The sequence below is a fragment of the Arthrobacter sp. SPT-J7 genome, from assembly GCF_059089965.1.
Window position 1 is genome coordinate 136,066 of the sequence record NZ_JBNHFF010000008.1, and the last position, 12,941, is coordinate 149,006.

The 12,941-nt window shown below is 65.8% G+C and carries 13 protein-coding genes; 12 read left to right on the plus strand and 1 reads right to left on the minus strand.

The window, feature by feature from the left end; all coding sequences use genetic code 11:
• The first annotated feature begins 1,872 nt into the window (after positions 1-1,872).
• The 8 genes from AC5RWX_RS14150 (at position 1,873) to AC5RWX_RS14185 (ending at position 6,348) form a co-directional block, all read left to right on the plus strand.
• A complete protein-coding gene (locus tag AC5RWX_RS14150) occupies positions 1,873-2,643 on the plus strand; it encodes an MBL fold metallo-hydrolase (RefSeq protein ID WP_493940657.1) in 771 nt (256 codons plus the stop codon).
• 120 nt (positions 2,644-2,763) lie between these two features.
• A complete protein-coding gene (locus tag AC5RWX_RS14155) occupies positions 2,764-3,039 on the plus strand; it encodes an alpha/beta fold hydrolase (RefSeq protein WP_493940658.1) in 276 nt (91 codons plus the stop codon).
• A gap of 195 nt (positions 3,040-3,234) precedes the next feature.
• Complete coding sequence (locus AC5RWX_RS14160; RefSeq protein ID WP_493940659.1) at positions 3,235-3,801, plus strand: hypothetical protein; 567 nt, start codon at positions 3,235-3,237, stop codon at positions 3,799-3,801.
• 191 nt (positions 3,802-3,992) lie between these two features.
• Positions 3,993-4,418 (plus strand): Asp23/Gls24 family envelope stress response protein, encoded by a 426-nt coding sequence (locus tag AC5RWX_RS14165; protein WP_493940682.1) that lies wholly within the window; start codon positions 3,993-3,995, stop codon positions 4,416-4,418.
• Positions 4,419-4,449: 31 nt separating this feature from the next.
• Positions 4,450-4,641: a hypothetical protein gene (locus tag AC5RWX_RS14170; protein ID WP_493940660.1), complete on the plus strand. Its 192-nt coding sequence runs from the start codon at positions 4,450-4,452 to the stop codon at positions 4,639-4,641.
• Positions 4,638-5,120, plus strand: a complete 483-nt coding sequence (locus tag AC5RWX_RS14175) for a hypothetical protein (protein WP_493940661.1) — start codon at positions 4,638-4,640, stop codon at positions 5,118-5,120. Before AC5RWX_RS14170 ends, AC5RWX_RS14175 begins: the two co-directional genes overlap by 4 nt.
• Complete coding sequence (locus AC5RWX_RS14180) at positions 5,117-5,740, plus strand: hypothetical protein (RefSeq protein WP_493940662.1); 624 nt, start codon at positions 5,117-5,119, stop codon at positions 5,738-5,740. The genes AC5RWX_RS14175 and AC5RWX_RS14180 overlap by 4 nt, the downstream gene beginning before the upstream one ends.
• Positions 5,737-6,348: a hypothetical protein gene (locus AC5RWX_RS14185; RefSeq protein WP_493940663.1), complete on the plus strand. Its 612-nt coding sequence runs from the start codon at positions 5,737-5,739 to the stop codon at positions 6,346-6,348. Before AC5RWX_RS14180 ends, AC5RWX_RS14185 begins: the two co-directional genes overlap by 4 nt.
• 13 nt (positions 6,349-6,361) lie before the next feature.
• Here AC5RWX_RS14185 and AC5RWX_RS14190 read toward each other — a convergent pair whose 3' ends face one another.
• Positions 6,362-8,221 (minus strand): glycoside hydrolase family 13 protein, encoded by a 1,860-nt coding sequence (locus tag AC5RWX_RS14190; protein WP_493940664.1) that lies wholly within the window; start codon positions 8,219-8,221, stop codon positions 6,362-6,364.
• Positions 8,222-8,478: 257 nt separating this feature from the next.
• Here AC5RWX_RS14190 and AC5RWX_RS14195 point away from each other — a divergent pair, with 257 nt between their 5' ends.
• The 4 genes from AC5RWX_RS14195 (at position 8,479) to AC5RWX_RS14210 (ending at position 12,859) form a co-directional block, all read left to right on the plus strand.
• The gene (locus AC5RWX_RS14195) at positions 8,479-9,828 is read left to right on the plus strand and encodes an ABC transporter substrate-binding protein (protein ID WP_493940665.1); all 1,350 of its coding nucleotides are present in this window, start codon (positions 8,479-8,481) and stop codon (positions 9,826-9,828) included.
• 94 nt (positions 9,829-9,922) lie between these two features.
• Positions 9,923-10,888, plus strand: a complete 966-nt coding sequence (locus AC5RWX_RS14200) for a carbohydrate ABC transporter permease (protein WP_493940666.1) — start codon at positions 9,923-9,925, stop codon at positions 10,886-10,888.
• On the plus strand, positions 10,885-11,841 hold the full coding sequence (locus tag AC5RWX_RS14205) for a carbohydrate ABC transporter permease (protein ID WP_494097549.1): 957 nt from the start codon (positions 10,885-10,887) through the stop codon (positions 11,839-11,841). The genes AC5RWX_RS14200 and AC5RWX_RS14205 overlap by 4 nt, the downstream gene beginning before the upstream one ends.
• Positions 11,842-11,848: 7 nt before the next feature.
• Positions 11,849-12,859, plus strand: a complete 1,011-nt coding sequence (locus AC5RWX_RS14210) for a LacI family DNA-binding transcriptional regulator (protein WP_493940668.1) — start codon at positions 11,849-11,851, stop codon at positions 12,857-12,859.
• Positions 12,860-12,941 lie beyond the last annotated feature (82 nt).

Sequence of the window (12,941 nt, forward strand, 5' to 3'; positions counted from 1 at the left end):
CGACGACGGGCCCTGAGCGATGATCTCGCGCATCTTGCGGGTCAGGGCAATGACAGTCTTCTGGTTGTAGTCGGTGCTGGGATAGTTCGGAACGATTTCTGGAGCGTCCCCCGGCAGCTGACCACGGACCTGGATGGAGCCCTTGCTGATGGGACTAAGGGGCAGCCCAAGGGGTTAACATCAGCTGGGTGCCCGGGCGTGCCTCCTCGGTCTTTGACTTCACGAAGCCCACGCGCTCGTATCCGGCCAACAGCTCTTCGGCACGTTTGGTCACAACCGTCGCGCCCGGAATCCGTCAGACCCCAGAGTTATTCGGGAGGGTGGACTCGATGGAAACCGTCGGGTTCAAGGTGGTTCAGGTCTCGGCTGAAACGCGGATGCTTTTGTTAGGCCAAACGCGTGGGTAAGCACTGACAATTGTTCGAAAATTACGAACCAGAAACATTCCTTTTGACTGGCATTGTTCATGTCCCCTTTCTTCGGTGTTGCTACTGTCACCATTTTATGTTTTTACTTAACTTGGCTTTTTGGCTACTGTCGATGTATGGGGGCAAGAAAAATGTAATGCCATCTTAAGGAGTATTTTTGCAGGGTCATCGTCCGTCTGCCCGAAACGAATTCAAGCTCGTGGGAAAAGCAACTAGTCAACATCGTGCAGAAAAACGGTTCCGAACCCCTCTAGAGGCCGAACTCCTGGTTCGGTCGCAGGCAAGCAGTTCACCTTGGCGGGGCCGTGCCGCGACATCCGCCGGGCCTGCGCGACCGGGAACTGAACCACTGGGAGGAGCGGCCTAAGTGTTAGGGCAGATTACTCGGAGATGGCCGGGGCTGCTCCTCTTGTTGATTGGGGTGCTGGTAGTTGTGGGCGGAATCGTCACGCAGTTGCCTCTCATTGGCATAATTGGCTATCTGCTCATAGTTATCGGCATGTTAGCTAGCAGGCCCTCGAAGAATTCACACGCGCCAACCGCGAAACTTAGCCTGCTCTAAACTGTCAACAAATATAGTGGAAGCCATATGTCAATCAGAACCGGATTGGCAATAACTGCCTCCAGAAGAACGTGCAGACCTTTCGGGACATCTTGATAGTCGGCAGTGGTATTAGGTCATCGTCACGGGGAGAACCACCGATGGTGTCCGCTACACCTGCCAGCCCAACCTTCACATTCCCGCAATAAAAATAAGGAGCTCTATGTTGGTACCTGAAACTAAATTTGAAGCCCCGTCCCGCCGCCCACATCAGCTGCTTACAGGCAGCACGATGGAAAGGCTGACGCGCAGCGGTCATGGCAAGTCCAGAGGACTTCCGGGGACCGAGGCCTTGGAGAAGCAGTTGCACCGATGGGTGGGTGAGGGTGGGGCGTTTCTAGCCGACGCAAACTCCGACTCCGGGGGCCGCCACCGAAAGTGACCCGTAGGCGAGTGCGGCGAGGATGCTCGTGGCGCTAGCGCGACTTAGTCCTTGAGCAGCCGATTTACCGCGTCGATGTTGGCCCGCGTGTACTTGAGCCGCTTCTGGTGCCGGCCGTTTGGCCAGTGCCCTGCCGATGAAAAATACCAACAGGGCCGTGAACGCCCACTGCCAGCGGGACTCGGCGATCCAAATCGCCGCCAGCGCGCAACCGGCGGCGAGGGTCAGGATCAAATATCCGAACGTTTTCATGGTTTGCCTCCCGTTATTCGGTGAGGGCGGGATTGTCGCCGTCCCATGCACCGATTGTGCCCGCTGGGTCCGTCAGGCACCATCCGCGGCCAGATACGTGCCCGCTAGCACGGCTGGTTAAACGAAGCCCCGCAGTCCTTAATCAGGACGCGGGGCTTCGTCGTCTCGTGCGTCTGTCCACGGCGGGCGCAGTGCGGGACCATAGGCACATGAGCGAAACGGCATTCACCCATGTTGGGGGGCCGACCGCCTTGCTGGAGTATGGCGGCTGGACCTTCCTGACCGACCCCACCTTTGATGAACCGGGCGAGTTCCCGGCCCCGACCGGAACCTTGGTCAAGACCATCAGGCCAGCCATCCACGTTGAAGACCTGCCGGCGGTGGATGTCATCCTGCTTTCGCATGACCAGCATGTAGACAACTTGGATTCCTCCGGCCGGCGGCTGGTGGAATCCGGCGGCGTCAAGGTCCTCGGAACTTTGGAGGCAGCGGAAAGGATGACTGCCGTCACCGGTATGGCTCCCTGGGAGCGGTCAGTGCTTGAGGCTCCCGACCGCGCCACGATCACCATCACCGCAGTCCCGGCGCAGCACGGACCGGACGGGTGCGAACCCGTGGTCGGTACGGTGACCGGGTTCGTTCTCACGGCATCCGACCTGCCGAGCGTTTACGTCAGCGGTGACAACGCTTCGCTGGAGGTAGTAGGCGCCGTTGCCGAACGGTTCGCACCGATTGGCCTGGCGGTTCTCTTCGCTGGCGCCGCCCGGGTGGGCGTCTTCGACAACGATGCGCTCACACTGACCGCCCAAGATGCTGCCGAAGCCGCCCGGATGCTGGAAGCCACAGCCGTGGTGCCGGTCCACGCCGAGGGCTGGAGCCACTACAGCGAAGGCCACGCTCAGCTGCGTGCCGAATTCTCGGCCGGCAGCCTGGATGACCGGCTTCGGGTCCCCACTCCGGGAGAGAAGCTGTCCCTGTAAACAGAGAGGCTTTAAGCAAAGAAGCCTCCCATCGCGGCGAAAGCCAAGGCCAAGCCGCGGTTCACCACGAGAACTCCGTTCTTCCCGGCAAAGTGATTCCCTCGCCGCTATAGTGGGCTGATGCCGCACCTTGCCTTAGAGGCGTCCGCACCCGACCCGCAGCAATACCGTGCCATCATCTCGGAGATCTTCGTCGGCACGAAGGTCGAGGGCCTCGACAAGGCCGCCTGTCCGGTGCTCATCGCGGCCGGCGAAAAGGAACCGCGGCAGGCTCGGGAGTCAGCGCCTATGCTGGCCGGGCTGCTGCCGAACGCCCTTGGTGGGCTGGCGCCGAAGTCCCCGCACGAGTGGCCGATGAACCGTCCGGAGCTCTTCAACCGGACGTTAGCGGAATAGTTGCAGGATCATGCGGTGTTGCCGGGCACACTGCTTCCAGCCTGACCTCCTCGCCGGCCTCTTCCCGGCCTTCGTGCCGGTCCCAGCTGCCTCCCAGCCTCCATTCAGGATGACCGGCCTACCATGGGTAGGTATTCCGTGTGCCGCCTGCACCTGATGAGGCACTAACCGGGGACGATGGGAGCGAGGAGCGTAGTGCAGGCCCTTCTGAAGATTGCAGCCGGCGGCGTGGCAATGGCCATCATGCTGACATCATGCAGCAGCGCGGATCCGACAGAGGAACCAACGACGGCGGTGCCTGCCCCCACTGCATCGGCCGCTCCCCAACTGCAGACCGCCCCTGCGGAAGCGCCCGTGGCACCCGACCCGGCTCCTGAACCAACCGCCACGGCAACGCCCAGCCCAACACCGCCGTCGGGCTCCGCTGATGTTAAGGGACGCGGCGAACCAGGCAAAGGCGCCAAGGTGTGGGGCCGTTACGGAGACCGGGCCGACGCTTGTGCCGCGGTGGCGGGGAACGTGGCCTCACTCCTGCTGGTGCCGCTCGGCTTCATGACCGGGGTGGAGGACTCCCAACTGGAGTCCCTGCAAAAGGAACTGGACGAATTCAGCCGCGGCGTCCCGCCCGAGCTCACTGATGACCTGGACCGGGTGGAGCAGCTGCTGGAGCAGGCGGCACCCGACCACAAGATCGACGTCACAGCCTTTGCCGAAGCACTTGGGCCGGTGCAGGACTGGCTGGCCGAACACTGCGGGGAATGAGGGGTTAGGCTTGCCCTGAGAGTCAGCACAGCCGCCAGGGAGAACAGATGCACAACGAGGATCGGCCGTCCGCCCCGTCCGTAGGAGATGCTCCTGGGGAAGTCCCTGTCTCCGCACCCGCTGCACCACCGGTTGGCAGCACGGACCTGCCGACCCTGCAGGAATCCGGACAGGCCGGGACTGACCCGTCGATGCTTCCCGACCCGGCGCTGGGCATCCCCGCCGCTCCGGGGCGCACCACTATCTCAGAGACAGCCGTGGCCAAGGTCGCGGCCGTCGCGGCCCGCTCGGTTTCGGGGGTCTACGCGCTGGGCAGCGGCACCGCGCGGGCCTTGAGCGCACTGCGTGATGTGGTGGGCGGTGGTGATGCTGCCGCCCAGGGCGTGCACGTGGAGGTCGGCCAGACGCAGGTTGCCGTGGACATCAGCCTGGTGGCTGTCTACGGCAAGCCGCTGCACGAACTGGCGAGCAGCGTGCGCGCGGCGGTTTACGCCGCCGTCGAGCAATTGGTGGGGCTGGACGTGGTTGAAGTGAATGTGGAGATCAACGACGTGCACGTGCCCGGACTGGACCCAAAGGTGCCGGCGGAGAAGCCGGTCCGGTCAGTGGCCCAGTAACAGGATGCGCGGGACGGTGGGAGGAGCAAGGATGAGCTACACGGTGGTTGGCATGGCCGTCGGAGCGGTGCTGGCGTGGGCCGCGCTGGTGTTCCACTTCTGGGGATTCCTCCTGATGGCGGTGTTCCTGATCGTGGGGGCGCTGTTGGGCCGGGCCGCGGAAGGAAAACTTGACTGGCGCAGCATCCGCGATGCGTTGACCGGACGCCGCTCGTCTTCATGACGGACCGTGCCGTGGACGCCGAGAACATGCCTCCCCGCCCGGACCGGCCGGCGCCGGGCTACCGGCCGGACGGACAGCCATTGGTGCCGCACCCGGCCGAGCCGCCACACCCAGCCGGGCCGCACGCGGGGCGTTACGCCGGACACACCCGGGTCAGCACGCAGGCCTTGACCAGCACCGCCCAGGGTGCCGCGGCGCAGTTGCTGGGAATACCGCCGGGGCTGGTCCGCGCCACATGGCGTGACGACGCCGGTTCCCTCGCCCTGTCTCTGGCCCTTCCCGTCGGCATCCCCCCGCTGGACCGGGTGCTGCGCGACCCCCAGGTGGTGGCCGGTTTCGGCGGCTCGGTCTGGGACCGGGCCCATGCCGCCAAGGGGGCGATCCTGGAAGAGGTCTCGCGGATCAGCGGTTCGCGGCTGAGCCGGGTTGACATCAGGGTCACCGGCATCCGCGTGCAGGAAGGAGGCCGGGTCCGGTGAGCCACACCGAAGTTGAAAGCGACCGGCCGGCCGAAGCGCGTCCGGCCGACGAACGTCTGGAGCGTCTGGCCAACCGGGAACTGCGCAGTTCCCGAGCGACGGCGTCGGTGATTGCCGCCGTCCTTGTTGGTCTGACCGCCCTGTACCTGCTGCTTGAATCCGCGTTGAAGGCCATCGGGCAGCAGCCATGGCTGGCCATGCCGGAGGAGATAGCCGGCTGGCTGCACCAACTGCCGGGCAACGTAGCACCGGCGGTGCTGGGTGCGTCCGGGGCACTGATCCTGCTGCTGGGGCTGTTCTTCTTCCTGCAGGGGGTGCTGCCTGGGCATCTGCACCGTCACCGCATTCCCAGCCGCCGCGGCGTGGTGGTGGTGGACGATGAAGTGCTCGCTGCCTCGCTGGCACGCCGCGCCCGCATCGAGGCGGAAGTGGCGCGCGAGCAGGTGCTGGTGGTGGTGTCGCGCGGCTTGGTGGAGGTCAGGCTGAGGCCCACGTCCGGCATACCGGTGGACGCCGATGCCATCCAGCTGGCGGTGGAGGACGAAGTCCGGCGGGCGCAGATCAGCCCGGTCCCGCAGGTGCGCGTCTTCGTCTCCAGTTCAGGGGTGGTGGGACAGTGAACCGGACGCCCCGGGCCCTGAATCGCATCCTGATCACCATCCTCGGGCTGAAGCTGATGCTGGCCGGCGCCACGGCTCTGGCGCTGGCGCTGGTTCCGGCGCTGGCGGGCTGGTGGCACGCCGTCACCGAACAGGCCGGCGCCAACCTGCGGACAGTGCTGGATACCACCACTGTGCCCGGCCAGCGGGACAGCTGGCTGTGGATCGTGGTGTCCCTGCTGCTGCTCCTGCTGGTGCTGCTGATGATCGCTTGGGTGGCGCAGCAGGGCAAGGGCCGCGCCGGAACCATTGCCGCTGACTACGACGGCGACGGCGCGCCCGGCGCCGTCCAGCTCAGTTCCGGCGTGGCCGAGCAGGCCTTGCGTGCCGCGCTGCAGGAACGCCACAGCATCCTGCACGCAACCGTCACTGCCTACGACTACGACGGCGGCGGCGCCCTGCGCATCCGGGTGGTGCCCCGGCTGGGCGTGTCACCGCAAGCCGTGGCCGACGAAGTCTCCGACCTGGTGGAAGCGCTGGACCTGGCCCTCGGCATGCACTTCCCGGTGGTGATCCACTTGGTGGCCGGCGCCCGCTCGCGCCTGGTCCGCGCCGACCGCGTCCGGTGACCGGAGCGCGGGGCTAGCGTCCGGTGGTCAGCCAGGCGGCGGCGTTGGGTGCCAGCGAGCCGCTGTCAGCGGTCCGGGCCGTCGACGCCACCAACACGGAAGCGCCAGCGGGCAAGCGGATCGCCGAGCTGCCCAGGTTGGCCAGCACCTGCACCGTGCCGTTGCGATAGCTCAAGACTCCGGACGCCGGATCGTGCTCCGCCGCCCACTCCAGGCTGCCCTGGCCCAGCTTCCGCTCGGTGCGAAGGCTCAGCGCCGCCCGGTACAGTTCGTAGCTGGACTCCGGCACACCCACCTGCCGATCCACCGCATAGCGGGCGAAGCCCTCCGGTTGCGGCAGCCACGGTTCGTGCTGGGTGGAGCCCCAGCCGAAGCCGTGCGCGTTGGCCCGCCACGGAATCGGAACGCGACAGCCGTCCCGGCCGCGCTCTTCGCCGCCGGTACGGAAGAATGCCGGATCCTGGCGCACCCCGGCCGGCAGGGTGGTGTGCTCTGGCAGGCCCAACTCATCGCCCTGGTAAATGTAGGCGGAGCCGGGCAGCGCCAGCATGACCAGCGCTGCGGCACGGCCACGGGCGTAACCGAGTTCCTCGTCCGGCTGTTCGTCGTCCGGGCCAATGCCCTTGGGGAACGTGGTGGGGTCGGCCAGCCCGTAGCGGGAGCTGTGCCGGACCGTGTCGTGGTTGGACAGCACCCAGGTGCTCGGCGCGCCCACCGACGCTGCCGCCGCCAGCGAATCGTCGATGCTGCGGGACATGCGCTCCGCATCCCAACCGGCCAGCAGGAAGTCGAAGTTGAAGGCCTGGTGCATTTCGTCCGGCCGGACGTAGGCAAAGAGCCGCTCGACCGGCTCTACCCAGGCTTCCGCCACCAGCATGCGGTCGCCGTCGTACTCGGCCAAAACCTTATGCCAGTCCCGGTATATTTCATGCACGCCGTCCTGGTCGAAGTAGGGCGGGGTATCCGGATGGACGGTGGCTTCCGCCAGGCCCACAGCCGGCATGCCTGACTCGTAACCGGCCGCGACCGCCGAGCCCTGGACCCCACCGCCAGCCGGTTCCAGCACCTGCTCCTGGGCCGGGCGGGCATCCGGGGCCGGCGATGCGCCCACCGGCTTGCCGACCGGTACCCCGTCGTCGCCAAGCAAGGCGTCCTCGCCGGGCAACCGCTCGTTGCCGGCCACCATCGACGTCCTCGCCGCCCAGTCCGGCAGACCGTCCGCCTTGACCAAACCATGGGCCACATCAATGCGGAAGCCGTCGACGCCGCGGTCCAGCCAAAACCTCAGGACGGAGACCATCTCCGCCTGGACCTCCGGGTTCTCCCAGTTCAGGTCCGGCTGGGTGGAGTCGAACAGATGCAGGTACCACTGGCCCGGCTCGCCGTCGGGTCCGGTGGTCCGGGTCCACGCGTTGCCGCCAAACACTGACTGCCAGTTGTTGGGCGGCTCGGCGCCGTCCGGGCCTTTGCCGTCGCGGAAGATGTAGCGGGCGCGCTCGGGCGAACCCGGGGCGGCCGCCAGTGCGCTGACGAACCACTCGTGCCGGTCGGAGGTGTGGTTGGGGACCAGATCGACGATCACCCGCATACCGAGTTCATGCGTGCGCGCCAGCAGGGAGTCGAAGTCTTCGAGCGTGCCGAAGAGCGGATCGACGGCGCGGTAGTCGGCCACGTCGTAGCCTGCATCGTTCTGCGGGGAGACGTAGAACGGCGACAGCCAGATGGCGTCCACGCCCAGGTTCTTCAGGTAGGGGATCTTGGCGCTGATGCCGGCCAGGTCGCCCATTCCATCGCCGTTGTTGTCCGCAAATGAGCGCGGATAGATCTGGTAGATGACGGCGTCGCGCCACCACGGTACGGATGCTGCAGCCATTGACACTCCTCGGCTCGCGGGTCAGGACCACTTCCAGACTAATAATCTTCCCAGCAGAGTGGGCGGGCCCGATCGCCCGGTGAACCGTAAATGCGGCGCAGATCACGATTCGATATCGAAGGGCCGGGCCGCGAAAATGTGTCTTGCAGCACACTTAGTAAGCGTTTACGTTACCAGTTACCACATTGGTACTGGGGGTGGCTTTCTTCGTGACCTTTATCAGCGTCTGCGCGGCCACCGGACAAAGGAGTCACATCATGCACGTCGCACGCTCCAGAAAGGCCGTTCTGCCGTTGGCCGCGCTCAGCGCCATGGCACTGACACTCTCCGCCTGCGGGGGAAACACGGAAGAGCCTAGTGGGTCGGCGGCAGCCGCCGACTGTTCCGCCTACGAGTCCTACGGCACCTTTGACGGCGCCGAGGTCAGCGTCTACTCGACCATCACGGATACCGAGGAGGAGAAGCTGGTCCAGTCCTGGGCGGACTTCGAAGAGTGCACCGGAATCGACGTGGTGTACGAGGGCTCCAACGAATTCGAAACGCAGCTCCAAGTCCGCGCCCAAGGCGGCAACCCGCCCGACGTGGCGATCATCCCGCAGCCCGGCCTGCTGGCCGCGCAGGCACGCGCCGGGAACCTCAAGCCTGCGCCGAAGGAAGTTTCCGACCTGGTGGACAAGAACTGGTCCGCGGACTGGAAGGACTACGGAACGATTGACGGCACGTTCTACGCTGCTCCGATGCTGGCCAGCGTCAAGGGCTACATCTGGTATTCGCCGTCCGCTTTCAAGGACAAGGGCTGGGAAGTCCCGCAAACGTGGGACGAGATGATGGCGCTGACCAAGACCATCGCGGACGAGGGCAGCATGAAGCCGTGGTGCGCCGGGTTCGAATCCGGCGACGCGACCGGCTGGGCCGGCACCGACTGGATCGAGGACGCCTTGCTGCGCCAGGCCGGTCCGGACGTCTACGACCAGTGGGTCAACCACGAGATCCCGTTCAATGACCCGAAGGTGGCCGACGCGTTCGACGCCGTCGGAGACATCCTGAAAAACGAGGACTACGTCAACGGCGGCATCGGGGACGTCCGCTCGATCATCTCCACCTCGGTGGACGACGGCGGCCTGCCGGTGATCGACGGCAGCTGCGCCATGCACCACCAGGCCACCTTCCAGGCGGCCAACTGGCCCGAGGGCACCAACGTGGCCGAGGACGGCGATGTCTGGGCCTTCATCACTCCGGGCCAGGAAGCCGGTGCCAGCGCCATCACCGGCGGCGGCGAGTTCGTGGCTGCCTACACCGAAAGCAAAGAGGTCTCGGCCTACCTGCAGTTCATGGCCTCACCCGAGTTCGCCAACAAGCGGGTGGAGCAGGGCGCTGCGATCAGCGCCAACAAGGGCCTTGACCCGGCTCTGGCCACCAGCGACCTGGACCGCCAGTCCATCGAACTGCTGCAGTCGGAGGACACCACCTTCCGCTTCGACGGTTCGGACCTGATGCCCGGTGCGGTGGGCGCCAACTCCTTCTGGAGCGGTGTCGTGGAATGGATCAACGGCAAGTCCACCAAGGAAGTGGTGGATTCGATCGAAGCCAGTTGGCCTTCGGACTAAGCCGGATTCCGTAGCCCGACGGTGCCGCCTGTGGTGACTGCAGGCGGCGCGGCCGGGCACGACCCGTCCCTTCCACGCACCAAGGAGGAGTGCCATGGAAGACGTTGGCGAAAAGCTGGTGCAGGTAGTGATCGCGCTGGCCATCTTTGCCGCGATCATCGCCTTGATCATGCTGTTGGTGGACCGGGCCCCGAAGACGTTCCGCGATAAGGCGACGATCATCGGATTCCTGGCCCCCGCCGTCGTGCTGTTGGCTATTGGGCTGATTTGGCCTGCCCTCCAGACCACCTACCTGGCCTTCACCGACCGCAACGGAACGCCCAACGGCGTGGACAACTTCGTGTGGATGTTCACCCAGCCCGAGGCGCTGGTTACGCTGCGCAACACCCTGCTGTGGGTCGTCCTGGTGCCGTTGATGTCCACCGGCATCGGGCTGGCCTATGCCGTGTTCATCGACCGGGCGCGCGGCGAGAAGGCGCTGAAGGCGCTGGTTTTCATGCCGATGGCTATTTCCTTTGTGGGCGCCGGCGTGATCTGGAAGTTCATGTACACCTACCGCGGGACCGAACGCGAGCAGATCGGCCTGCTGAACCAGCTGCTGGTGTGGTTCGGCGGCGAACCCAAGCAGTTCCTGCTGGACGCGCCGGAGAACACCTTCTTCCTGATCGCTGTGATGGTGTGGATCCAGACCGGGTTCGCCATGGTGATCCTCTCCGCGGCGATCAAGGGCGTTCCCACCGAGATTGTGGAGGCGGCCCGGCTGGACGGGGCGAGCGCGCGGCAACAGTTCTTCTCCATCACCATCCCGTCGATCCGCGGGGCACTGATCGTGGTGGTCACCACCATCACGATCGGCACGCTGAAGGTCTTCGACATTGTGCGGACCATGACGGGCGGCAACTTTGAAACCTCGGTGGTGGCCAACGAGATGTACACCCAGGCGTTCCGCGCTGGCGAGCCGGGACGCGGCGCCGCGCTGGCGCTGATCCTGTTCCTGATGGTGCTCCCGATCGTGCTCTACAACGCCCGGCAGCTGAAGAAGCAGAGGGAAATTCGATGAGCACAACGCCTGCCATCCCGGCCGCTCCCGAGGCAGCAATGGCCAACGCCGCCGAAGTGCAGATCCCGATTGCCCGCCGGGTCAAGAAGCGCCTCACCTCACGCGGCGCCACTGCGGCGGCGATCATCATTGCCGTCATCTGGACAGTGCCGACCTTCGGACTCTTCATCTCCTCGCTGCGGCCGGAAGACAACATCCAGGCCAACGGCTGGTGGAACATCCTCGGCGACCTGGAGTTCACCACCAAGAACTACGCCGACGTGCTGGCTTCCGGGGGCGGCTCCGCGTCCAATCTGGGCCAGTACTTCATCAACTCGCTGGCGATCGTCATCCCCGCCACCATCATTCCGTTGGTGATCGCCTCCATGGCGGCCTATGTTTTCGCTTGGGGCCGGTTCCGTGGCAAGGACACGTTGTTCATTTTCATTTTCGCGCTGCAGATCGTGCCGCTGCAGATGGCGCTGATCCCGCTGCTCTCGCTGTTCATCAACCTCAAGATCGGCGAGTTCCAACTGCTGCCGTCCGGAACCTACGCCCAGCTGTGGATCGCGCACTCCATCTTCGCGCTGCCGCTGGCCATCTTCCTGCTGCACAATTTCATTTCCGAGATCCCGGGCGAAGTCATCGAGGCGGCCCGGGTGGATGGCGCGGGCCATGCAACGATCTTCTGGCGGATCGTCCTGCCCTTGTCCGTGCCGGCGATCGCCGCCTTCGGCATCTTCCAGTTCCTCTGGGTCTGGAACGACCTGCTGGTGGCGTTGGTGTTTTCCGGCGGCACCGCGGACGTCGCACCGATCACGCAGCGGCTCGCGGAGCTGACCGGTACCCGCGGCGATGAGTGGCACCGCCTGACGGCAGGGGCCTTCGTCTCCATCATCGTGCCGTTGGCGGTGTTCTTCGGCCTGCAGCGCTACTTTGTGCGCGGCCTGCTGGCGGGTGGTCTCAAGGGATGAGGATGCCGTGACCGGGATTGACGACGTCGCCCGGGCCGCCGGTGTCTCGACGGCGACGGTGTCGCGTGCCCTCCGCGGGCTGTCCGGGGTCTCCGCCGCCACCCGCGACCGGGTGCTGCAGACCGCCGACTCGCTCGGCTACGAGCCGTCGTCGTCGGCGGCCCATCTGGCCTCCGGGCGCACCATGGCGATGGGCGTGCTGCTGCCGATGATCGAACGCTGGTACTTTGCGTCCGCGCTGGAAGGGGTGGACCGGGTCTTGCGGGCAGCGGGCTACGACCTGATCGTGTTCAGCCTGGGCGGCACCGGCACCAACCGCGAACGCGTCTTCCACCGGTCCATGCTGCGCAAACGGATCGACGCGCTGTTGGTGATGTGCATGCAGCTGACGCCGGACGAGCTGGCGGCCCTGCGGGCGCTGGAATACCCCAATGTGATTGTTGGCGGCCACGTGAACGGGCTGCGCAGCGTCAGCGTGGACGACACCGCCGCTGCCACCGACGCGGTGGAATACCTCATCTCGCTCGGCCACGCCCGGATTGCGCATCTGCAGGGCGGCGGCTCCTACGGCATCGACTTCGACGTGCCGCGCCGGCGCGAGCAGGCCTTCCGGGACACCATGGCCCGGCACGGCCTGCCGGTCCGCCCGGAATGGCAGGCCATGGGGGACTTCCGGTTTGCCGGCGGCAAGGCAGCCGCCGGCCAGCTGCTGGATACACCGGGGGAGCGGCCGACGGCGATCTTCGCCTCCGCGGACGAGATGGCCTTCGGCGCGCTGCAGGCGGCCCACGAACGCGGGCTTCGGGTGCCCGAGGACATTTCCGTGGTGGGTATTGACGACCACGAGTTCGCCGAGCCGATGGGCCTGACCACCATCCGGCAGCGGCCGGACGAGCAGGGCGCCTACGCCGCGGAGCTGCTGCTGGCTGAACTGCAGGGCAAGGCACGCTTGGAGGTGCCGCGGATCCAGCCGCACGAACTGGTGGTCAGGGCGTCAACCGGCCCACCGCCGTCGTAAATCACCGCCGCCAATCAGACCGTTTCTTCGCCGTGAGGTCTTGCTCGGCGGTCGGGACACGGCATCACCGAAGACGTGCGCC

Bases quoted from the DNA above. Each gene is read 5' to 3' on its own strand.
- AC5RWX_RS14150 (WP_493940657.1), top strand. From the start codon at position 1,873: ATGAGCGAAACGGCATTCACCCATGTTGGGGGGCCGACCGCCTTGCTG.
- AC5RWX_RS14155 (WP_493940658.1), top strand. From the start codon at position 2,764: ATGCCGCACCTTGCCTTAGAGGCGTCCGCACCCGACCCGCAGCAATAC.
- AC5RWX_RS14165 (WP_493940682.1), top strand. From the start codon at position 3,993: ATGCTTCCCGACCCGGCGCTGGGCATCCCCGCCGCTCCGGGGCGCACC.
- AC5RWX_RS14170 (WP_493940660.1), top strand. From the start codon at position 4,450: ATGAGCTACACGGTGGTTGGCATGGCCGTCGGAGCGGTGCTGGCGTGG.
- AC5RWX_RS14175 (WP_493940661.1), top strand. From the start codon at position 4,638: ATGACGGACCGTGCCGTGGACGCCGAGAACATGCCTCCCCGCCCGGAC.
- AC5RWX_RS14190 (WP_493940664.1), bottom strand. From the start codon at position 8,221: ATGGCTGCAGCATCCGTACCGTGGTGGCGCGACGCCGTCATCTACCAG.
- AC5RWX_RS14195 (WP_493940665.1), top strand. From the start codon at position 8,479: ATGCACGTCGCACGCTCCAGAAAGGCCGTTCTGCCGTTGGCCGCGCTC.
- AC5RWX_RS14200 (WP_493940666.1), top strand. From the start codon at position 9,923: ATGGAAGACGTTGGCGAAAAGCTGGTGCAGGTAGTGATCGCGCTGGCC.
- AC5RWX_RS14205 (WP_494097549.1), top strand. From the start codon at position 10,885: ATGAGCACAACGCCTGCCATCCCGGCCGCTCCCGAGGCAGCAATGGCC.